The 18,874-nt window shown below is 70.2% G+C and carries 24 protein-coding genes; 7 read left to right on the top strand and 17 right to left on the bottom strand.

The window, feature by feature from the left end; translation table 11 throughout:
* Positions 1 to 4: 4 nt before the first annotated feature.
* Entirely contained in the window at positions 5 to 1,282 is a 1,278-nt protein-coding gene (locus HFP15_RS14740; RefSeq protein ID WP_168516034.1) for a hypothetical protein, read from the top strand.
* Positions 1,283 to 1,291: 9 nt separating this feature from the next.
* Positions 1,292 to 2,032, top strand: a complete 741-nt coding sequence (locus HFP15_RS14735) for an ESX secretion-associated protein EspG (protein ID WP_168515743.1) — start codon at positions 1,292 to 1,294, stop codon at positions 2,030 to 2,032.
* Positions 2,033 to 2,049: 17 nt separating this feature from the next.
* On the opposite strand, the gene HFP15_RS14730 is transcribed toward HFP15_RS14735, so the two are convergent.
* The 11 genes from HFP15_RS14730 to HFP15_RS14680 all read right to left on the bottom strand — a co-directional run bounded on the left by HFP15_RS14730 (position 2,050) and on the right by HFP15_RS14680 (position 11,009).
* Positions 2,050 to 2,916, bottom strand: a complete 867-nt coding sequence (locus HFP15_RS14730; protein WP_168516032.1) for an AAA family ATPase — start codon at positions 2,914 to 2,916, stop codon at positions 2,050 to 2,052.
* A gap of 12 nt (positions 2,917 to 2,928) precedes the next feature.
* Entirely contained in the window at positions 2,929 to 3,492 is a 564-nt protein-coding gene (locus HFP15_RS14725) for a nucleotidyltransferase family protein (RefSeq protein WP_168515741.1), read from the bottom strand.
* Positions 3,485 to 4,273 carry an IclR family transcriptional regulator gene (locus HFP15_RS14720; RefSeq protein WP_168515739.1) on the bottom strand — a complete coding sequence of 263 codons (789 nt, stop codon included), beginning with the start codon at positions 4,271 to 4,273 and terminating at the stop codon, positions 3,485 to 3,487. The genes HFP15_RS14725 and HFP15_RS14720 overlap by 8 nt, the downstream gene beginning before the upstream one ends.
* A 12-nt stretch (positions 4,274 to 4,285) precedes the next feature.
* The gene (pcaC, locus tag HFP15_RS14715) at positions 4,286 to 4,717 is read right to left on the bottom strand and encodes a 4-carboxymuconolactone decarboxylase (protein WP_168515737.1); all 432 of its coding nucleotides are present in this window, start codon (positions 4,715 to 4,717) and stop codon (positions 4,286 to 4,288) included.
* Positions 4,714 to 5,484, bottom strand: a complete 771-nt coding sequence (pcaD, locus tag HFP15_RS14710; protein ID WP_168516030.1) for a 3-oxoadipate enol-lactonase — start codon at positions 5,482 to 5,484, stop codon at positions 4,714 to 4,716. The genes pcaC and pcaD overlap by 4 nt, the downstream gene beginning before the upstream one ends.
* Before the next feature lie 2 nt (positions 5,485 to 5,486).
* Positions 5,487 to 6,821: a 3-carboxy-cis,cis-muconate cycloisomerase gene (gene pcaB / locus HFP15_RS14705; RefSeq protein ID WP_168515735.1), complete on the bottom strand. Its 1,335-nt coding sequence runs from the start codon at positions 6,819 to 6,821 to the stop codon at positions 5,487 to 5,489.
* Entirely contained in the window at positions 6,814 to 7,344 is a 531-nt protein-coding gene (pcaG, locus tag HFP15_RS14700; protein WP_168515733.1) for a protocatechuate 3,4-dioxygenase subunit alpha, read from the bottom strand. The genes pcaB and pcaG overlap by 8 nt, the downstream gene beginning before the upstream one ends.
* A gap of 76 nt (positions 7,345 to 7,420) precedes the next feature.
* Positions 7,421 to 8,158, bottom strand: coding sequence for a protocatechuate 3,4-dioxygenase subunit beta (pcaH, locus tag HFP15_RS14695; RefSeq protein ID WP_168515731.1), 738 nt, complete (start codon positions 8,156 to 8,158; stop codon positions 7,421 to 7,423).
* A gap of 12 nt (positions 8,159 to 8,170) precedes the next feature.
* Positions 8,171 to 9,346 (bottom strand): thiolase family protein, encoded by a 1,176-nt coding sequence (locus HFP15_RS14690; RefSeq protein WP_168515729.1) that lies wholly within the window; start codon positions 9,344 to 9,346, stop codon positions 8,171 to 8,173.
* Positions 9,343 to 10,071 (bottom strand): CoA-transferase subunit beta, encoded by a 729-nt coding sequence (locus tag HFP15_RS14685; protein ID WP_168516028.1) that lies wholly within the window; start codon positions 10,069 to 10,071, stop codon positions 9,343 to 9,345. The genes HFP15_RS14690 and HFP15_RS14685 overlap by 4 nt, the downstream gene beginning before the upstream one ends.
* 89 nt (positions 10,072 to 10,160) lie before the next feature.
* Positions 10,161 to 11,009, bottom strand: coding sequence for a CoA transferase subunit A (locus tag HFP15_RS14680; RefSeq protein WP_168515727.1), 849 nt, complete (start codon positions 11,007 to 11,009; stop codon positions 10,161 to 10,163).
* 85 nt (positions 11,010 to 11,094) lie between these two features.
* Here HFP15_RS14680 and HFP15_RS14675 point away from each other — a divergent pair, with 85 nt between their 5' ends.
* Together HFP15_RS14675 and HFP15_RS14670 are read left to right on the top strand one after the other, a co-directional pair.
* Positions 11,095 to 12,048, top strand: coding sequence for a 2-hydroxyacid dehydrogenase (locus HFP15_RS14675; protein ID WP_210717264.1), 954 nt, complete (start codon positions 11,095 to 11,097; stop codon positions 12,046 to 12,048).
* A gap of 77 nt (positions 12,049 to 12,125) precedes the next feature.
* Positions 12,126 to 12,809, top strand: coding sequence for an HAD family hydrolase (locus HFP15_RS14670; RefSeq protein WP_168515723.1), 684 nt, complete (start codon positions 12,126 to 12,128; stop codon positions 12,807 to 12,809).
* Positions 12,810 to 12,856: 47 nt separating this feature from the next.
* Here HFP15_RS14670 and HFP15_RS14665 read toward each other — a convergent pair whose 3' ends face one another.
* Both HFP15_RS14665 and HFP15_RS14660 read right to left on the bottom strand, forming a co-directional pair.
* Complete coding sequence (locus tag HFP15_RS14665) at positions 12,857 to 13,183, bottom strand: HesB/IscA family protein (protein ID WP_168515721.1); 327 nt, start codon at positions 13,181 to 13,183, stop codon at positions 12,857 to 12,859.
* A gap of 133 nt (positions 13,184 to 13,316) precedes the next feature.
* Positions 13,317 to 13,742, bottom strand: a complete 426-nt coding sequence (locus HFP15_RS14660; protein WP_168515719.1) for a hypothetical protein — start codon at positions 13,740 to 13,742, stop codon at positions 13,317 to 13,319.
* 100 nt (positions 13,743 to 13,842) lie between these two features.
* On the opposite strand from HFP15_RS14660, the gene HFP15_RS14655 reads away from it, so the two are divergent.
* Positions 13,843 to 14,274 carry a GtrA family protein gene (locus HFP15_RS14655; protein WP_168515717.1) on the top strand — a complete coding sequence of 144 codons (432 nt, stop codon included), beginning with the start codon at positions 13,843 to 13,845 and terminating at the stop codon, positions 14,272 to 14,274.
* A gap of 296 nt (positions 14,275 to 14,570) precedes the next feature.
* Positions 14,571 to 15,242, top strand: a complete 672-nt coding sequence (gene shbA / locus HFP15_RS14650) for an RNA polymerase sigma factor ShbA (RefSeq protein ID WP_168515715.1) — start codon at positions 14,571 to 14,573, stop codon at positions 15,240 to 15,242.
* Here shbA and HFP15_RS14645 read toward each other — a convergent pair.
* From HFP15_RS14645 to HFP15_RS14635, 3 genes are all read right to left on the bottom strand, one after another.
* On the bottom strand, positions 15,239 to 16,219 hold the full coding sequence (locus HFP15_RS14645; protein WP_168515713.1) for a TIGR03557 family F420-dependent LLM class oxidoreductase: 981 nt from the start codon (positions 16,217 to 16,219) through the stop codon (positions 15,239 to 15,241). The two genes, shbA and HFP15_RS14645, sit on opposite strands and share 4 nt — an antisense overlap.
* Complete coding sequence (locus tag HFP15_RS14640) at positions 16,198 to 16,533, bottom strand: WhiB family transcriptional regulator (protein ID WP_168515711.1); 336 nt, start codon at positions 16,531 to 16,533, stop codon at positions 16,198 to 16,200. Before HFP15_RS14640 ends, HFP15_RS14645 begins: the two co-directional genes overlap by 22 nt.
* A gap of 137 nt (positions 16,534 to 16,670) precedes the next feature.
* Positions 16,671 to 17,129 (bottom strand): MaoC family dehydratase, encoded by a 459-nt coding sequence (locus HFP15_RS14635; protein WP_168515710.1) that lies wholly within the window; start codon positions 17,127 to 17,129, stop codon positions 16,671 to 16,673.
* Positions 17,130 to 17,143: 14 nt separating this feature from the next.
* On the opposite strand from HFP15_RS14635, the gene HFP15_RS14630 reads away from it, so the two are divergent.
* Positions 17,144 to 18,316, top strand: coding sequence for a saccharopine dehydrogenase family protein (locus HFP15_RS14630; RefSeq protein ID WP_168515709.1), 1,173 nt, complete (start codon positions 17,144 to 17,146; stop codon positions 18,314 to 18,316).
* Here the strand turns inward: HFP15_RS14630 and HFP15_RS14625 are convergent.
* The gene (locus tag HFP15_RS14625; protein WP_168515708.1) at positions 18,313 to 18,813 is read right to left on the bottom strand and encodes a metallophosphoesterase family protein; all 501 of its coding nucleotides are present in this window, start codon (positions 18,811 to 18,813) and stop codon (positions 18,313 to 18,315) included. The genes HFP15_RS14630 and HFP15_RS14625 overlap by 4 nt on opposite strands.
* Between the last annotated feature and the right edge of the window lie 61 nt (positions 18,814 to 18,874).

Genomic DNA, 18,874 nt, shown 5'->3' with positions numbered 1-18,874 from the left:
CGTGATGGACGGAACCCAGATCTACCAGAACTTCACCGCGGGCAACTCACAGTCGTTGCAGACGGCCTCCGACATCGTCAAGCAGCTGTCGGACGGCTATCGCGCCGAGGCCGACGCGATCAAGGCGTTGCAGCAGCGGATGGCGGCTGCCTGGACGGGCGGCTCGGGTGATGCCGCGACAGCGGGCGCCGAGCCACTCGCGGCGGCGTTCGCGCAGTCGGCGCCTCCGCTCGACACCACCACGAAGTCGATGCAGACCCAGTCCGACGCCTTCGAGAAATCCAAATCCAGCGTCGTCGAGGTGCCGCCCGCGCCGGCGAAGCCCAGCCCCTGGTCCACCGGGCTGAAGGCCGCCATCCCCTTCGTCGGACCGTCCATGGCGGCCGGTGACATCCAGTCCTACGAGCAGGGCCTCGCGGCCACGAACGCGGCCAACGAGAACAACGTCCGGGTCATGGACCAGTACTCGAACGTCACCGGCAGCACCCGCGACTCGATCCCCATGGACTACCAGGCGCTCGCGCTCGACGGCGCCTCCGTCGGCCTCGCGCCCGCCAAGCCGGGCAGCATCGGGTCCACCGACCTGCTCTACAGCGACCGCACCAACGCCTCCTCCACCACGTCCCCGGCCACCGGCAACACGGTCGGCAACGTCGGCCCGGTCAGCTCGGGGCCCAGCCTCAACGGACCCAGCACGACCTCCGGTTCCGGGCCCGCCGGCACCGGCGGCCCGGCTTCGCCCGTCAGCTCCGGGCCGAGCCTGCCCGCGACCTCGAACCCGGGCGGCGGGGGCGGCACCAATGCGAGCACGTTCATCCCGCCCGCCGCGACCACCGGCTACACCGACAGCACCCAGCGTCCCGGCGGCAGCAACTACCGCAGCGGCACCGCCGACCTGCCCGGCGCCGGCCGCAACAGTGCCGCGAATCGCCTGTACGACTCCGAAAGCGGCGGCAGCGGTCGCGGCGGGAGCCTCGGCGGGCGCGGCGGCGCGAGCCAGGGCGCAGGGCGCGGCGGCAGCGCGACGGGCGAGAGCGCCCGGTCGCTCGGCGCGGGCAAGGGCACCGGCGCGGGCAACCTGGGCGGCGCGGCCGCGGAAGAGGCCGCCGCGCGCCGCAGCGCCGCGCGTGGCGCGAGCGGCACTCCCATGGGCGCCGCCGGGCAGCGCGGCAAGGGCGAGGACGACGACGAGCACAAGCGTCCCGACTACCTCATCGAGGCCGACCCGGACTCGGTCTTCGGCACGGACGTGCGCGCCACGCCGCCGGTCATCGGCGAATAGCGCGAGCCCGTGGCCAGAAGCGACTACCTCTCCCTGCCGCTCGCGGCGCTCGCCGGCGCCGTCGAGCAGGAGAACGTGGGAACGCTGCACCTGGTGCTCCGGCCGGAGCCGGTCTGGCTCAGCGCCACCGAGAAGGCCGCCGCGCGGGAACGGCTCCACGAGGCGCTGCTGAACGCGGGACTGCTCGACCGCCGCGGCCGCATCGAAATCGAGTTCCTCGACTGGCTTCCGCTGCTGACGAAGGCCTCCATCGAGTACTACGGCTGGGTCAACGACGGCGACCGCACCTACGGAGTAGTCGCCGCCGCGCGCGGTCTGCAGGGCATCGTCGCGGTCCGGGTCGCCGACGGTGTCGCGCTCAGACCGGTCCCCCGCGACCGGCTGGTCGACGCGCTGGTCACCGAACTGCCCGACGTGCGCCCCGGCGGCGGCCGACCGCTGATGATCCGCGTCGGCGAACTGGAGGAAGCCGCCCGGGAGGATCGCATCCCGAGCTGGGACATCCGCGATCTGATCAACGTGCTGCAGCGCCCGGTCACCGGCACCGGCGAGCTCTACGTCGCCCACCGCGACGAGCTCAACCGCTACACCCGCCTCGAACAGCCCCTGCACTACGCCGACACCGACTGGGGCCGCTACCTCAACTACACCCTCGGCACCGGTCCCGAGGCCGAGATCCACCTCGCCCCGGGCGACCCCGCCGCGCTCACCGACCACCTGCTGCGGCTCGAGAAGACACTCGCCGGCTAGGTGGGGGAATCCAGCCGCTAAGCCAGAAGCGCGTCCAGCTTCGCGCGGACGCGGTCCATGTCCTCGGTGTACTTCAGCACGGCACCGAGGGTCCGCGCCGCGGTCTCCGCGTCCAGTTCCTCCCGGTTGAGCGCCCGCAGCGCCTGCGCCCAGTCCAGCGCCTCCGCCACCCCGGGCGGCTTGAGCAGCTCCAGCTCCCGCAGCCGGTGCACGGCGGTGGCCACCTGGGTGGCCAGGCCCTCCCCGACCCCGGGCAGGCGCTTGCGCAGGATCGCGACCTCACGCGCGAGGCCCGGATGCTCCAGCCAGTGGTACAGGCACCGCCGCTTCAGCGCGTCGTGCACCTCCCGCGTGCGGTTCGACGTGAGGATCACCAGCGGCGGCTGCTCGGCGCGCACCTCCCCGAACTCGGGGATCGTCACGGCGTTCTCGTCCAGCAGTTGCAGCAGGAAGGCCTCGAACTCGTCGTCGGCGCGGTCGATCTCGTCCACCAGCAGCACGCACGGCGCCGCGGTCAGCGCACGCAGCAGCGGCCGCGCGAGCAGGAACCGCTCGGTGTACAGCGACTGTTCCGCGGCGTCGACGTCGAGCGTCTCGCTGCCCGCCTCCAGCGCGCGCAGATGCAGCAGCTGGCGCGGAAAGTCCCATTCGTACAGCGCCTGCGCCGCGTCGATGCCCTCGTGACACTGCAACCGGATCAGCGGCAGCTCCAGGGCCTGCGACAACGCGACCGCGAGCGACGTCTTCCCGGTGCCGGGCTCGCCTTCGCAGAACAGGGGGCGCTGCATGCGCAGCGCGAGGAACGCGGCCGTGGCGATGCCGTCGTCGGCGAGGTAGCCGACGCCGTCCAAAGTCTTGGCCAGCTCTTCCGGGGAATCGACCATCACGCTTCCACCCTAAGGCTTCAAGTCGGCGGGTGTGTCGACGTCGTCCCCGCTGCCCAGGTCCGCGCATTCGACGAGCCGCAGATCGTCCCTGGTCGCCAGCCAGTCCCTGGCCCCGCGATCGCCCCGTGCGCTCGCCGCGATTTCCCGCCACCATCGCGTGCCGAACAGCACCGGATGGCCTGCAACGCCGTCGTAGGCGGCACGCGCGACGACGTCCGGGGCGGCCAGCGCGACCAGGCGGGAGATCACGCGCGCGTCGACCTTCGGCAGGTCCACCAGATGCACGAGCACGGCGTCGGCCGCGGGCAGCGCGTCCAGCCCGGCCCGCAGCGAGGCACCCATGCCGCTGGACCAGTCCGGCGCGTACACGGAAATGGACGGATCGGGCAGCAGCGCACGCGCGTCCTCGGCCTGGGCGCCGAGGACGACGCGGACCGGATCGCAGCCGCCCTCGGTGAGGACCCGCAGCGCACGCAGCAGCAACGGTTCCCCGTCGAGTTCGACCAGTGCCTTCGGGCCGCCGAAACGCCGCCCCGCCCCCGCCGCGAGCAGGAGCCCCGCGCAGCTAGCCACGGCCGGCCCTGGCGGGTGCGACGGCGAGGTCGTTCTCGATGCGCTTCGCGGCCGCGAGCAGCGGCGGCACCATGTCCTCGATGACCGACTCCCGGGTGGTGCGGCTGGCGTGCGTGGACACGTTGATCGCGGCGATCACGTTCCCGCCGCGGTCCCGGATCGGCGCGGCGACCGACCGCAGGCCCTCTTCCAGCTCCTGATCCACCAGCGCCCAGCCCTGCTCGCGCACCGCGGCGAGTTCGGTTCTCAGCTCGGCGGTCGAGGTCAGGGTGTGCGAGGTGAGCCGGTCCAGCTGCGCCCGCTCCAGGTAGTTCGCGAGCCCGTCGGCGTCGAGCCCGGCGAGCAGCACGTGCCCCATCGACGTGGCGTAGGCGGGAAACCGCGTGCCGACGTTGATCGTCACGGTCATGATCCGGGAGACCGCGACGCGGGCGACGTAGACGATGTCCGCGCCTTCCAGCACCGACACCGAACTGGATTCGTGCACCTCGGCCGACAGCCGCTCCAGATGCGGCTGCGCGACGTCGGTCAGGGTCATGCTGGACAGGAACGCGTAGCCGAGTTCGAGTACCCGCGCGGTGAGCGAGAAGTACTTGCCGTCGGTGCGCACGTAGCCGAGGTCCACCAGCGTGAGCAGGAACCGGCGGGCGGCCGCCCTGGTCAGCCCGGTCACCTTGGCCACATCGGACAACGTCAGCTCCGGCGCCCCCGCGCTGAACGCCTTGATCACCGCGAGGCCGCGTTCGAGCGACTGCACGTGATGCGCCCCGCGTTCCTCCATCGCCGAATCCAATCAGTCGCGCGACTGTGCGTCCGTCGAGGGGGGTGGTGGGGAAGCGGCAGGCCCTGCCTCGCCCATTTCCGACAACGTCTTCTGGGCGATGGCGAACGCGGCGTTCGACGCCGGAACGCCCGCGTAGACGCCGGTGTGCAGCAGCACCTCGCCGATCTCGTCGGGGGTCAGGCCGTTGCGGATCGCGGCGCGGACGTGCATCGCGATCTCGTTCTCCCGGCCGAGCGCGGTGAGCACGGCCAGCGTGACGCAACTGCGGGTCTTGCGGTCCAGGCCCTCGCGCGTCCAGACCGAACCCCACGCGGCGCGGGTGATGTAGTCCTGGAACTTCGCGGTGAACGCGGTGGTGTTCGCGATCGCGCGGTCCACGTGCGCGTCCCCGAGCACCTCGCGCCGGACCTTCATGCCCTCTTCGTAGACCTCGTCGTTCACGAGACCCCCTTCAGGTGCGCGATGACCAGTTCGTTGAAGCGCTCGGGCTGTTCGTAGCTGCCGAGGTGCGCGGCGGGCGAGATCAGCTCGAAGCGGGCACCGGTGACGTTGTCCGCGATCTGCCGCCCCTGCTCGGGCGGCAGCGATTTGTCCTCGGCGCCGGAGATGACCAGCGTCGGCGCGGTGATCTTGGCCAGGCCGGGCACGAGGTCGAGGGTGGCAAGGACCTCGCAGCAGCCCGCGTAGCCCTCGACCGGGGTCGCGGCCGTCATCTCGCGCATTTCCTTCGCCAGTGCGGGATGCGCGTCGATCCAGGGCTGGGTGAACCAGCGGCCGACACTGCCGTCGGCGATGACGCCCATGCCGGACTCGCGAACCTGGGCGATCCGGTCGCGCCACATCTGCGCGTTGCCCGCCGTCCTCGCGGAGGTGAAGGTCGCGGCGAGGCCGGCGATGCGGGCGGGTTCGTGCTGTGCCAGCCAGATCCCGGTCATCCCGCCCAGCGACAGGCCGACGAAGTGCGCGGAGGAGATGCCGAGCCGGTCGAGCAGCGCGACGACGTCGCCGCCGAGGTCGGCGATGGTGTACGGAGCGGCGGGAACCGGAGATCGGCCGTGCCCTCGGGTGTCGTAGCGGATGACGCGGAAACCGCTGTCCACCAACGGCTTGACCTGCGGCTGCCACATGCGCAGGTTGCTGCCGATGGAGTTGGACAGCACGACCGCGGGCCCGTCCGCCGGACCGTCCACCTCGTAGTGCACGTCGATGCTCACTGGCCGCCCTTTCGCTTGTCGTGTGCGGCGAGCGCGCGATCGACGAAGATCCGCGCGCTGCCCAAGTAGTCTGCCGGATCGAGGAGCTGCCCGATCCGTTGCCGGGAAAGATTCTTGCCCACCAACGGGTCCCGCGCGAGAAGATCAGCGAGAGTACCTTCCCCCGCGAGCGCCCGCTTGGTGCAGGCGGTGACCGCGTCGTGCGCGGCGAGGCGCCCGGCCCGGGGCGCGAGTTCGGTCGTGACGCGTTCGGAGAGCACCGCGCCGCCGGTCAGATCGAGGTTGGCGCGCATCCGTTCGGCATCCACCCGGAGCCGCTCCAGACTCGTGCGCAGCCAGTGGGCCGCGGAACCGGCGCTGCGGAACAGTTCCGTCAGCGGACGCCATTCCGCGTGCCACGAACCGGCGGCACGCTGGTGTTCCTGCGTCATCGCGGCGAGCAACGTGCTCACCAGGCCCGGTGCCTGCTGGGCCGCGGCCTGCGCGGCGACGGCGGCGACGGGATTCCGCTTGTGCGGCATGGTGGACGAGCCGCCGCTGCCCTCCGCGACCTCGGCCACCTCGCCGACCTCGGTCTGCGCGAGCAGTGTGATCGTGCGGGAGATCCCGCCGATCACACCGCACAGCTCGCCGAGCGCGCCGGCCAGCTCGCCGATCCGGCTGCGCTCGGTGTGCCACGGCAACGCGGGTTCGGCCAGGCCGAGCCTGCGGCTGAAAGCGGCCAGCACCTGTAGTCCGTGCCCGCCGAGCGAGGCGAGCGTCCCGCTGGCGCCACCGAGCTGAGCCGCGAACCGTTGGGCGCGCAGGCGTTCCGCCGCACTGTCCAATCCGGACAGCCAGCCCGCCGCGGTGAAACCGAATGTCACGGGAAGCGCCTGCTGGAGCAGTGTCCGTCCGGCTTGGACGGTCGAGGCGTGCTCGCTGGCGAGCCGGGCGGCGTGCTCCGCGGCCGCCTCGATGTCGTCCAGCAGCGGCTCCATGGCCCTGGTCGCGAGCAGCATCGCGGCGCTGTCCATGACGTCCTGGCTGGTGGCGCCGAAATGCACGTAGCGCGCGGCCTCGCCGCCGACCTTCGCGGTCAGCTCACGCACCAGCGGCGCCGCGGGATTGCCGACACCGGCCGCCTTCGCGCCGATCTCGGCGAGGTCGAAGTAGCCCTCGCGGCACACCTCGGCGATGCGATCGGCGTGCTCACGCGGCACCAGACCGGCGTCGGCCCCGGCTCCCGCCAGGGCCGCTTCCACGTCGAGCAGCGCCCGCAGCCAGGCCGCGTCGCTGACCTCGTCGCGGACCGCGCCCGCGGCGAGCACGGCGTCGAACAGCTCAGACATCGAAGAACACTGTCTCGCCTTCACCTTGCAGATGCACGTCGAAACGGTAGCCCTCGTCGGTCTTCTCGGCGATCACCGTGTGCCTGCGGTCCTCGGGAATCGCGCTGAGCACCGGGTCGGCGGCGTTGGCCTCGACGTTCTCCGGGAAGTAGATCCGCGTGACGACCCGATTGAGCAGGCCGCGCGCGAACACCGACACGTCGATGTGCGGCGCCTGCCCCTGCACCACACCGGGCAGCAGGGTGAGGATCCGGTAGCGGCCCTCGGGGTCGGTCGGGCACCGCCCGAAACCGCGGAAGCCGGGCACCCGGCCGCGCGGATCGTCGGGGTGGTCGAAGCGGCCGTCGGGATCGGCCTGCCAGGTCTCGATCATCGCGTCCGGGATCGGGTCCTTGGCGCCGTCGTAGACGCATCCGGTGATCAGCAGCGCGCCGGGCGTGCCCTCGGGAACGACGGTCGGACCGTCCTCCCACGGCAGGCCGATCGCCAGGTACGGGCCGACAGTCTGCGAAGGGGTGGTCATCAGTCCTCGTCCTCCTCGGTGTTCAGCGGGACACCCGCACCCGGTCGGACGAGCGAGCAGGCGGGCGCATTGTCGCTCACTCGTCCTCCTCGTTCTCGAAGACCGAGGCTTCCTTACCGCGCACCACGATGTCGAACTCGAACCCGAGCGCCCAGTGGTCGGTGGTCCGGTTGTGGTCGTACCGCGAGATCATCCGCTGCCGGGCCTTCTCGTCGGGCACCGAGTTGAAGATCGGGTCCTGGAAGAACAGCGGATCGTCCGGGAAGTACATCTGTGTGACCAGCCGCTGCGTGAACGCCATGCCGAACACCGAGAAGTGGATGTGGGCGGGGCGCCAGGCGTTGTCGTGGTTCTTCCACGGGTACGCGCCCGGCTTGATCGTGGTGAACTCGTACCGGCCTTCCGAGTCGGTGAGCGTGCGGCCGAGCCCGGTGAAGTTCGGGTCGAGCGGACCCGGCCACTGGTCACCGATATGGCGGTAGCGGCCGGAGGCGTTGGCCTGCCAGATCTCGATCAGCGAGTCCGGGATCGGCCGCCCGTCGCCGTCGAGCAGCCTGCCGTGCACGATGATGCGCTGCCCGATGGGCTCGCCCTCGTGCTGCTTGGTCAGGTCGTTGTCGTGCTCACCGAGGCGGCCGGGCCCGAGCAGCGGGCCGGTCACCTCGGTGAGCTTCTGCGGCAACAGGACGAGTGGCTGCTTCGGGTGCCGGAACGTCGTCGAGCGGTAGCCCGGCGAGTCGAGCGGCGGATGCGTGCCCTCGGGATCCCGCCGGTACCTCGGCAGGATCAGATGGTCACTTGTCGGAGCTGCCATAGCCCATTCTCCTTACGCCTCAAGGACAACTGCCAAACCCTGTCCGACGCCGATGCAGATGGCGGCCAGGCCCCAGCCGCCGCCCCTGCGGCGCAGTTCGTGCGCGAGCGTGCCGAGAATGCGACCGCCGGAGGCGCCGAGCGGATGCCCGATCGCGATCGCGCCACCACGCACGTTGACGATCGCCGGGTCCAGCTTGGGCCACTCTGCCAGGCAGGCCAGCGACTGCGCGGCGAACGCCTCGTTCAGCTCGACCGCGGCCAGGTCCTCCCAGCCGATACCCGCGCGCTCCAGCGCGATCTCGGCGGCACGCACCGGCCCGATGCCGAACACATCGGGGTCGACGCCCGCGGCGCCACGGCCCGCGATACGTGCCAGCGGCGTCTTGCCGAGGCGGTCGGCGGCCTTCTCGTCACCGAGCAGCACCGCGGACGCGCCGTCGTTGAGCGGCGAGGCGTTGCCTGCCGTGACGGTGCCCGCCTTGCGGAACGACGGCTTCAGCTTCGCGAGCTTGTCCAAAGTGGAGTCGGCGCGGATGCCCTCGTCACGGGTCAGCTCGGTACCGGGCACCGCGATCACATGGTCGTCGTAGAAACCCTCGTCCCAGGCCCTGGCCGCGTTGCGGTGACTGCGCAACGCGAACTCGTCCTGTGCCTCGCGGCCGATGCCGTACCGGTCGGCGAGCCGTTCGGTGCTCTCGCCCAGCGAGATCGTCCACTGCTCGGGCATCTCGGGGTTGACCATGCGCCAGCCGAGCGTGCTGGAATGCAGGGTCTGGTTGCCCGCCGCGAACGGCTTCTCCGCCTTGAGCAGGATCATCGGGGCGCGGCTCATCGACTCCACGCCGCCGGCCACGACGAGCGACGCGTCGCCGACCGCGATGGACCGGCTGGCCTGCATCGTGGCGTCCAGCCCGGAGCCGCACAGCCGGTTCACGGTCGTGCCGGGGACGCTCGTCGGCCAACCCGCGAGCAGCGCGCCCATCCGGGCCACGTTGCGGTTGTCCTCACCCGCCTGGTTCGCGTCGCCGAGCACGACCTCGTCCACTCCTGCCGGATCGAGATCGTTGCGGGAGACCAGTTCGCGGAGCACGTGCGCGGCGAGGTCGTCCGGGCGGACCTTCGCGAGCGCGCCACCGTAGCGGCCGAACGGGGTGCGGATCGCGTCGAGAACGAATGCGTCGGTCATTTGGCGGCCTTCAACTCTCGCAGCGTCTTCAGCTCGGTGTCGGTGGGCGGCTCGGTGGTCGAGAGCTCCGGCGAGACCTTGAGGTCCCAGCCCGTCGCCTCGCGTACCTGCTCGACCGTCACGCCCTCGTGGACCTCGGTCAGCACGAGTTCGGAGGTCTGCGGATCGGGCCGGAACACGCCGAGGTCGGTGATCACCAGCGTCGGGCCCGCGCCACGCAGGCCGAGCTTCTCGCGGTCGCCCTTGCCGCTGCCGTGGCCGAACGAGGTGACGAAATCGACCTTCTCCACGAAGCTGCGCCTGCTCTGCCGCACCACGACGTACACCTCGTGGCAGGACGCGGCGATCTCCGGCGCACCGCCCGCTCCGGGCAGCCGGACCTTCGGGTTGGCGTAGTCGTCACCGATGACCGTGGTGTTGATGTTGCCGAACTTGTCCAGCTGCGCGGCGCCGAGGAAGCCGACGTCGATGCGGCCGGGCTGCAGCCAGTAGTTGAACACCTCGGGCACGCTGATCACCGCGTCGGCGGTCTCGGCGAGGATGCCGTCACCGATGGAGGCCGGCAGGCGGCCGGGCTTGGAGCCCAGCGTGCCGGACTCGTAGATGAGCACCAGATCCGGCGCATGCGTGCGGCGCGCCAGATTGGCCGCGGTGGAGGGCAGGCCGATGCCGACGAAGCACCGCTGCCCGCCGCCGAGCGCACGGGCCGCGGCGATCGACATCATCTCGTCGGACGTGTAGGTCCGTTCGTCCGTCGCAGTCACTTGGCCGCCTCCTGTTTCCTGCGGGACACCCGCACCCGATCGGTCCTCCTTCACGCCCGCTCCTTCGTCGCGCCCGCTCCGTGCGGGGCCTCGGACTTCCCGAACACCTTCTCGTTCAGCCATTCCTGGAACGAGTCCCGATTCCGCCCAATGGAATCCCAAAACTCGTAGTACTCGTTGTCGCGGTCGTAGTACCCCTGTGCGTAGGAGGGATGCGCGCCACGTGGCGCCTCGGCGACCGCGGTGACCGCCCAGCTGGGCAGGATCACCTGGCCGGGGATGGGCTCCAGCTCGTCCACGACCTCCTCGACCGTGACCAGGCTGCGCTTGGAGGCGAGCACCGCCTCCTTCTGCACGCCGACCAGACCCCAGATCTGCACGTTGCCGGCGCGGTCGGCCCGCTGCGCGTGGATGATCCCGACGTCCGGGTTGAGCGCCGGGACGGCCGTCAGCTGCTCACCGGTGAACGGGCAGGTGATCGGCTTGATCGTGTCGGTGTGCTTGGGCAGGTCGGTGCCGGTGTAGCCGCGCAGCACCGCGAACGGCAGACCCGAGGCGCCGGCGACGTACCGGTTGGCCATGCCCGCGTGGCTGTGCTCCTCGATCTCCAGCGGCACCGGCCACGCGTTCTGCACCGCGTCGCGGAACCGGTGCAGCGAGCCCACACCGGGGTTGCCGCCCCAGGAGAAGATCAGCTTGCGCGCGCAGCCCGCGCCGATGAGCTGGTCGTACACGATGTCGGGGGTCATCCGCACCAGCGTGAGGTCCTTGCGCCGCTGGCGGATGATCTCCTGCCCCGCGGCGTGCGGGATGAGGTGGGTGAAGCCCTCGAGAGCGACGGTGTCGCCGTCGTGCACCAGCTGTGCCACGGCGTCGGAAAGTGACAGTATCTCGGCCATTGAGTCGTCCTGTTCGCATTACGCACACAAGTTCTCTATAAGAACGTACTTGTTCAGCCGGGCACGCGCAAGAGAAGGTGTGCGCATGCGGATCGTGGTGACTCGACGGATACCCGAAGCGGCGCTGGCCGTCCTGCGCGAGGCCGGCGAGGTGTGGCTGCCCGAAGCGGACCGGGCGTTGGAGCCCGATGAGCTGCGCAAAGCCGTCGACGGGGCGGCCGCGGTGGTGAGCATGCTGCACGACCGCATCGACGGGCCCGTCGCCGACGCCGCGGGGCCGGGGCTGCGCGTGGTGGCCAACGTCGCCGTCGGCTACGACAACATCGACGTGCCCGCGCTGGCCGAGCGGAACGTTCTGGTGACCAACACACCGGGCGTGCTCACCGACGCGACCGCCGATCTGACGTTCAGCCTGCTGCTCGCGCTGACCCGCCGGATCGGTGAGGGCGACCGGCTGCTGCGCGCCCGCGAGCCGTGGTCGTTCCACCTCGGGTTCATGCTGGGCTCGGGACTGCAGGGCAAGACGCTGGGCATCATCGGGCTCGGCGGGATCGGCACGGCGGTCGCGCGACGGGCGCGCGCCTTCGGCATGAACATCGTCTACAGCGGACGGTCCCGCTCGGCCGCGGAGACGGAACTGGACGCGCGGTTCGTCTCCCGCGAGGAACTGCTGACGACCGCGGACGTGGTGTCGCTGCACTGCCCGCTCACCCCGCAGACGCGGCATCTGATCGACGCCGAAGCGCTGGGCGCCATGAAGAACACCGCCTACCTGATCAACACGACGCGCGGCCCGGTGGTCGACGAGGCCGCGCTCGCGGACGCGCTGCGGCGCGGCGAGATCGCGGGCGCGGGCCTGGACGTGTTCGAGAAGGAGCCCGAGGTCGAGCCGCGACTGCTGGATCTGGACAACGTGGTGCTCACCCCGCACCTGGGCTCGGCGACCGTGGAGACCCGCACGGAGATGGCGTTGCTGGCCGCGCGCAACGTCGCGGCCGTGCTCGCGGGCGAGGCCCCGTTAAATCCGGTGCGCGGCTGATTGGTACGGCGGTACGCCCACCCGCCGGCCCGACCACCACCCCTGATCGACGCGCTCCGCGCGGCTACGTTGTTCACGTGCGCCAGACTCTGATATTCGACGCGGATGACACCTTGTGGGAGAACAACGTCATCTTCGAGCGCGTGGTGAACGACTTCCTCGACTGGATCGCGCATCCGACGCTGGACCGGACCGAGCTGCGTGCGGTGCTCGACGACATCGAGCGCGCCAACTCGGCCGCGCACGGCTACGGCAGCAAGGTGTTCCTGCACAGCCTTCACGACTGCTTCGAGAAACTGCGCGAGCGCCCGGCGACCGACAACGAGCGCGAGGAGATCCTCGGCCTCGCCCACGCGCTGATCAACTACGAGGTCGAGCTGATCCCCGGGGTCGCCGAGACCCTCGACGAACTCGGCACGCGGCACGAGCTGTTCCTGCTCACGAAGGGCGACCTCGACGAGCAGCAGCGCAAGATCGACGCGTCGGGGCTCGACAAGCACTTCCGCGGGATCCACATCGTCCGGGAGAAACACGCGGGTGTGTACCGGGGACTTGTGGAAGAGCACACGCTGACCCCGGACCGGGCCTGGATGATCGGCAACTCGCCGAAGTCCGACATCCTCCCGGCCCGCGCGGCCGGTATGAACGCCGTGTTCATCCCCAACGAGAACACGTGGGCACTCGAACACGACGAACTGGACCCAGCCGATGACCGGGTGCTGCACCTATCCCGCTTCCCCGACCTGCTGGGCCATTTCTGACCGGAGTGCGGGCCGGGCCTCCGCGCGGGAGACCCGGCCCGGAAGCCTCAGGCGGTGGGGGCCGCCCCCGGCTGCTCGTTCTCCGGACGCGGCATCACCGCGAAGTTCAACTGGCCCTGGTCGTCCTGCTGGACGTCGAGAACCTTGTCGTCGAGGAACTGAGCGGCCTGCGGCTCCAGGAATACCCTGGCGCCACCGTCGGTGCCCAGAACCTGGTCACCGGCCTCCGGCTGCTCGGCCACGGACAACGCAAGCTGCGCGCCCGCTTCCTGCTGGGCCTGCACCGCGAAGCGCAGCCCACCGGTCTCCTGCTTGCCCTCCTGAGCGGTCAGCGCGCTGATCGCCTCGGCGGCGGCATCGGTCATCGCGAGCATTGGTCTTCATCCCTTCGGTTACGTGCGCTCGTAACCCCCGACCGTAGGGGTCTCGGCTTGATCACGCCGGGTGACGTCTGATCGAACGCCCGCCGAAGGGTGTTTGACCTGGTCACACCCGGAGTGACGCATATCACTCCGGTTCACGCGGCGGGGTGCGGATCGTCTCGGCGACGGACCCGCCCGCTTTGTCCGCGTTCTGGCCCTCCTCGACGCCGGCGTCCGCGACCGGACCCTCGTCGACCAGCGTCTCCGGTCCACTACCGACGTCGTCGATGCTCGCGTCGAGCTCGTCATCGGTGCGCGGCCGCTCGGCCACGTCCTCGGGCTGGACGTCGGGCCGCTCCTCCCGGAGCCGCTCGGCGAGGCTCTCGCCGTCGTGTTCCTCGTTCGGGGTGGTGCCGAAGCGGTCGGAGTGCGTGTAGTGCTCGGGCGGCTCGACACCCTCCTCCAGCGGGTCGACCCGGAGCCGGTCCTCGTCCAGGTCCTCACTGCTGCTCAGCGCCGCGGGATCGCTCTCGGCGGCGTCAGGAATGGGATGACCATGCGCCTCACTCATGCCTGTGGCCTTACCCGGCCGGGAAGCACCGCAAACGCGGAGATCAAGGTCACTCAGTTGTATGGTGCAAGAGATTGCTGAGGGCAGGTAAGTTTCAGCTATGACCACTACGCAGTGGATCGAGCGCCGGCCGGAACACCGGCCCGATGCGGCGCATCCCGCGGTCTGGTACGTCATCGCGGGCGTGGTCACAACCGGCCTGCAGGAGCTGATTTTTCTCGGCGCGCGCCTGCTGATCGGTTCCGTCGTGGCCAACGTGGTCGCCATCGCCGTGACGACCCTACTGAACACCGAGTTCCAGCGCCGGGTCACGTTCGCGGGTATGCGCACGTCCGCGCTGCGGCTGCACCTGCAGTCGGCGGGCACTTTCGCGTTCTACGCCAGCTACGGTTCACTCGTCCTGCTGTCGTTGCAGATCTTCTCGCCCGACCCGTCGGCCACACTGGAGGCCGTCGTACTCGCGGTGACGAGCATGCTCGGCGGAATCTTACGGTTTGTAGTCCTTCGTTGGTGGGTTTTCACCACTCGTTAGCATCAAGCGCGACAACCCGCAGAAATGTGTCACTTCTGCGCGATTTGACGCAAAACTGCTCGCTAACCAGGCACTTCGCACCGTTTTTAGCAGCACATTGCTGCAAATGGGGTATCTCTTCCTGATCTCTAGTTGAATTCTGGACTGAAGCGGGGCCACCACTTACGATTACGCTCAGTCGCACTGGTAGCGGGTCGGCAGGGACCTAATGGGAGTGTCCGCTCACCGTTTGTGACTGAGCGTGGACCCCGACGGCGACCGGTCGTAGGGTCGCCGTTGTCGTTGGGGAGCCGACTATGAGAACCAGTGTCCCGCCTGCCGTTGCCGTGCCCGCCGAAACCGCGGACACGGGTTTCACCACTCCGCAGAACTTCCCGCGCGGCAGTTCCTCCCGCCTCACGAAGGAGGAACTGGACCCCGCGGTTCGCGACGCCGCGACGGGGGATCCCGCGGCGGTCGCGAAACTCATCGCGATGATCACGCCGGTGGCCGTGCGGTACTGCCGTGCCCGGCTCGGGGGCCGCGACCTGTCCTATCTGTCCGCGGACGACGTCGCGCAGGAGGTGTGCCTGGCGGTGTTGCACGCGCTGCCCAACTACCAGGACCGCGGCGGGTCCTTCCTGTATCTGGTGCACGCGATCGCGTCGAACAAGGTCGCCGACGCCTACCGCCTCGTGTCACGGGACCGCTCGGACCCGGTGGCCGAGCTTCCGGAGCGCCCGCTTGCCGACAACGAGCCCGAGAAGCACGTTCTGGACGGCGACCTCGGCGCCCGGCTGTCCAAGCTGATCGCCACGCTTCCCCCGCTGCAGCAGGAAATTCTCACGCTGCGGCTCGTCGTCGGCCTGTCCGCCGGCGAGACCGCCGAAGCGCTCGGCATCTCGCCCGGCAACGTGCGAGTCACGCAGCACCGCGCACTCACGAAACTGCGCGCGATGGTCACTCGCGAGGGCGACCTGGTCGGTTAGCCGTACGCCTTGCGCAGCGCGGGCAACAGCTCCGAGGAGGCGAACTCGAAGAAGCCGTCCTGGTGCTGCCCGCCGATCTGGACCAGCGCGAGATCGGTGAAGCCCGCGTCGGCGAACGGCTTGATCGCCTCCACGATGGGCTCGGCGTCCGGCCCGCACGGGATCGAGGCCGCGACGTCCTCCTCGGTCACGTACTGGGTCGCGCCCGCGAACGCGGCCGTACCGGGCAGTTCGGCGTTGACCTTCCACCCGCCCGAGAACCAGCGGAACTGCTCGTGCGCCCGCTTCCGCGCCGCGGCGGGGTCCGGGTCGAAGCACACCGGCAGCTGCGCGAACTTACGCGTCGAGTCCTCCCTGACCTGCGTGCGTTCCTCGTCCCACCAGCGCACCAGCTCCGGCTTCGGCTCGGTGGTGATCATCGCGTCCGCGACCGGCGCGAACCGCTCGACCGACTGCTTGCCCGACACCGCGACGGCGACCGGCGTGCGCCGCTGCGGCAGGTCCCAGACCTTCGCCGAATCGACGCGGTAGTGCTTGCCGCTGAAGTTGACGTAACCCCCGTCGAACAGCTCCCCGATGATCTCCACGGCCTCGCTGAGCATCTCGTGCCGTACGTTGGCCGAGGGCCAGCCCTGGCCGATCACGTGCTCGTTGAGGTTCTCGCCCGCGCCGAGCCCGAGGATGAAGCGGTTGTCGGACAGCAGGGAGACGGTGGCGGCCTTCTGCGCGACCACCGCGGGGTGGTACCGCATCAGCGGACAGGTCACGAAGCTCAGCAGTTCCACCCGTTCGGTGACCTGGCTGACCGCGCCCAGCACGCTCCACGCGTAGGGCGCGTGTCCCTGTTCGTCCAGCCACGGGAAGTAGTGGTCGCTGGAAACCTCGAACTCGAACCCCGCCTGCTCGGCCGCGCTCGCATGCCGGACCAGTTCCTTCGGCCCGGCCTGCTCGGTCATCAGCGTGTAGCCGAAACGCACTCCTTCTCCTTCCCCCCGGAGTCGGACTCCATGAGCTGCTTGCGCCGCACGATCGCGGCTCGACGCTCGGTCTCGTCCAGACCACCCCAGACGCCGAACGGCTCCTCGGCGGTGAGCGCGTGGTGACGGCACTCCACGATCACGGGGCAGGACATGCAGATCCGCTTGGCGCGCGCGACCCGGTCGGCGCGTGCGAAGCCCCTTTCCCCGTCGGGATGGAAGAAGACCGCGCTGTCGAGGTTCCGGCAATTACCGTGCCGCTGCCACTCCCACGTCTCCGCGACGGGCGTGGGCAGCCGTGACGTGTCCGCCATCTTGATCTCCTCCGCGACGTGCTTCCGCGGAGGTAGTACCCATGTTCACTCCCCACTACACCTGCTTTTCGAACCAATGGTCGGCCCTGCCCGCGCGCGGCGGGCCGGACCGACCGGGCCCGGCGTGATCGTCCAGGTCACGGCCTGCGGAGCAGGAAGTTCAGCGCGGTCATGCCGCACACCACGTCGCCGGCGGAGTTGAGCACCTCGATCCTGCTGCGGACGAGCCCGCGGTCCGGTTTGGACTTCGACTCGCGTGCCTCGACCACGGTGACCCGCGCGCTCAGTTCGTCGCCGGGCCGGACCGGCTTGCTCCAGCGCAGTTCGTCGATGCCGGGGCTGCCGAGGCTGGCCACCGGGGACAGGTAGTTCTCGACCAGCAGCCGCATCATCAGGCTCACCGTGTGCCACCCGCTGGCGATCAGCCCGCCGAACGGGCCGGTCGCGGCCGCCGCCGGGTCGACGTGGAAGGGCTGCGGGTCGTACTTGGCCGCGAACTCGATGATGTCGGCCTCGGTCACCTTGACCGTGCCGAACTCATGCGTCGAGCCGGGCACGTAGTCCTCGAAGTACTCCATGACCACAAAGCTTCGCATGACATACTGCCGGTATGGAGCAGCGTCGCTACGACATCGTCCTGTTCGGTGCGACCGGGTTCACCGGCGAGCTGACCGCGGAGTACATCGCAAGGCGTACCCCCGCGGGCTGCCGGTGGGCACTGGCCGGGCGCAACAAACAGAAACTCGAGGCGGTACGCGACCGGCTCGCCGGGATCAACCCGGCGTGCGCGGACCTGCCGCTGCTGATCGCCGACGTCAACGACCCGGCGTCACTGCGTGAGGTGGCCGAGTCGGCCAAAGTGGTGATCACCACGGTCGGCCCGTACGCCCTCTACGGCGAACCACTCGTGGCCGCGTGCGCCGAGGCCGGTACCGACTACCTGGACCTCTGCGGCGAGCCCGAGTTCTTCGACCAGACCTACCTGCGCCACCACGCCCGCGCCAAGGAGACGGGGGCGCGCCTGATCCACGCCGCCGGGTTCGACTCGGTCCCCTACGACCTCGGCGTCTTCTACACGCTCAAGCACCTGCCGAAGGACGTGCCGGTCTCGATCACCGGCAAGGTGCGCAGCAACGCCTTCTTCTCCGGCGGCACCTACGCCTCGGCGCTGACCGCGGCCTCGCGGCTGGTTCCGATGTATCGGGCCGCGCGGGCACGCGCCAAGGCCGAGGAACGCCCGGCGGGCAGGCGGGTGCGCGCGGTGCTCGGGAAGCCGCACCGTGACGCGGGCAGCGGGCGGTGGCTGGTGCCGATGACCACCATCGACCCGCAGATCGTGGCCCGCTCGGCCGCGCTGCTGCCCGATTACGGTCCCGACTTCCGGTACAGCCACTTCGCCTCGTTCCGCCGCCTGCCCACGATCGCCGCGACGGCCATCGGGCTGGCCGCGGTGGTCGCGCTCGCGCAGCTGCCGCCGACCAGGAAGGCCCTGTCGAACCTGCAGAAACCCGGCAACGGGCCGAGCGAGGAACGGCGCGCGAACTCGTGGTTCAAGGTGCGGTTCAGCGGCGACGCGGGCGGCCGCCACGTGGAGACCGAGGTGGCCGGCGGCGATCCCGGCTACGACGAGACCGCGAAGATGCTCGCCGAGTCGGCGATGTGCCTGGTCTTCGACGAGCTGCCGAAGACGTCGGGCCAGGTCACCACGGCCGCCGCGATGGGGGACGCGCTGCTCGCGCGGCTCGTGGACGCCGGAATGGTCTTCCGGGTCGTCAATGCCTAGCGACGCGGCAGGCCGTGCAGCCGCACGCCGGTCAGCGCGCCGCCCTCGACGTCCGCGGTGAGGTAGGTGCATTCGGGCTGGCGGCGGCGGTCGGTCGGCGAACCCGGGTTCAGCAGCCGAAGGCCGCCCTCGGCTGTGCTGTCCCACGGGATGTGGCTGTGGCCGAAGACGAGCACGTCGGTGTCCGGGAACGCGGCCGCGCAGCGCTTCTCGCGGCCCTTGGCCGGACCGGTCTCGTGCACCACGGACAGCCGCAGCCCGTCCACATCGGCGTGCGCGACCTCGGGCAGCCGCGCGCGCAGTTCGGGGCCGTCGTTGTTGCCGTACACCCCGATCAGCCTGCGCGCCCGCGCTTCCAGCTCGTCCAGCAGCGCGACGTTCACCCAGTCGCCCGCGTGCACCACGAGGTCGGCGGCTTCGGCCGCACGCCACACCTCCTCCGGCAGGGCACGGGCCCGTTTGGGCAGGTGCGTGTCGGCGATGATGAGCAGCCGCATTCCCCAGGTCTACCACCCGGGATCAGTTCCCACTCGGCTCGCCCGTAACCTTCATCCCGGT

The organism is Amycolatopsis acididurans (genome assembly GCF_012328925.1).
Classification (GTDB): domain Bacteria; phylum Actinomycetota; class Actinomycetes; order Mycobacteriales; family Pseudonocardiaceae; genus Amycolatopsis_E; species Amycolatopsis_E acididurans.
Note: the sequence above shows the minus strand (reverse complement) of the source record. Positions and strands in the feature narration are given on the sequence as shown.

What these genes read in the sequence shown, in the direction of transcription:
- HFP15_RS14720 (WP_168515739.1), bottom strand. Translation starts at nt 4,273, where the DNA reads ATGGAGGAACGCGGGGCGCATCACGTGCAGTCGCTCGAACGCGGCCTC.
- pcaB (WP_168515735.1), bottom strand. Translation starts at nt 6,821, where the DNA reads ATGTCTGAGCTGTTCGACGCCGTGCTCGCCGCGGGCGCGGTCCGCGAC.
- HFP15_RS14685 (WP_168516028.1), bottom strand. Translation starts at nt 10,071, where the DNA reads ATGATGTCGATCGCCGCGGCCCGTGCGCTCGGCGGCGGGCAGCGGTGC.
- HFP15_RS14635 (WP_168515710.1), bottom strand. Translation starts at nt 17,129, where the DNA reads ATGCGAAGCTTTGTGGTCATGGAGTACTTCGAGGACTACGTGCCCGGC.
- shbA (WP_168515715.1), top strand. Translation starts at nt 14,571, where the DNA reads ATGAGAACCAGTGTCCCGCCTGCCGTTGCCGTGCCCGCCGAAACCGCG.
- HFP15_RS14690 (WP_168515729.1), bottom strand. Translation starts at nt 9,346, where the DNA reads ATGACCGACGCATTCGTTCTCGACGCGATCCGCACCCCGTTCGGCCGC.
- HFP15_RS14675 (WP_210717264.1), top strand. Translation starts at nt 11,095, where the DNA reads ATGCGGATCGTGGTGACTCGACGGATACCCGAAGCGGCGCTGGCCGTC.
- HFP15_RS14640 (WP_168515711.1), bottom strand. Translation starts at nt 16,533, where the DNA reads ATGGCGGACACGTCACGGCTGCCCACGCCCGTCGCGGAGACGTGGGAG.
- pcaH (WP_168515731.1), bottom strand. Translation starts at nt 8,158, where the DNA reads ATGGCAGCTCCGACAAGTGACCATCTGATCCTGCCGAGGTACCGGCGG.
- HFP15_RS14625 (WP_168515708.1), bottom strand. Translation starts at nt 18,813, where the DNA reads ATGCGGCTGCTCATCATCGCCGACACGCACCTGCCCAAACGGGCCCGT.
- HFP15_RS14680 (WP_168515727.1), bottom strand. Translation starts at nt 11,009, where the DNA reads ATGGCCGAGATACTGTCACTTTCCGACGCCGTGGCACAGCTGGTGCAC.
- HFP15_RS14740 (WP_168516034.1), top strand. Translation starts at nt 5, where the DNA reads ATGGACGGAACCCAGATCTACCAGAACTTCACCGCGGGCAACTCACAG.
- HFP15_RS14655 (WP_168515717.1), top strand. Translation starts at nt 13,843, where the DNA reads ATGACCACTACGCAGTGGATCGAGCGCCGGCCGGAACACCGGCCCGAT.
- HFP15_RS14730 (WP_168516032.1), bottom strand. Translation starts at nt 2,916, where the DNA reads ATGGTCGATTCCCCGGAAGAGCTGGCCAAGACTTTGGACGGCGTCGGC.
- HFP15_RS14660 (WP_168515719.1), bottom strand. Translation starts at nt 13,742, where the DNA reads ATGAGTGAGGCGCATGGTCATCCCATTCCTGACGCCGCCGAGAGCGAT.
- HFP15_RS14665 (WP_168515721.1), bottom strand. Translation starts at nt 13,183, where the DNA reads ATGCTCGCGATGACCGATGCCGCCGCCGAGGCGATCAGCGCGCTGACC.
- pcaG (WP_168515733.1), bottom strand. Translation starts at nt 7,344, where the DNA reads ATGACCACCCCTTCGCAGACTGTCGGCCCGTACCTGGCGATCGGCCTG.
- HFP15_RS14630 (WP_168515709.1), top strand. Translation starts at nt 17,144, where the DNA reads ATGGAGCAGCGTCGCTACGACATCGTCCTGTTCGGTGCGACCGGGTTC.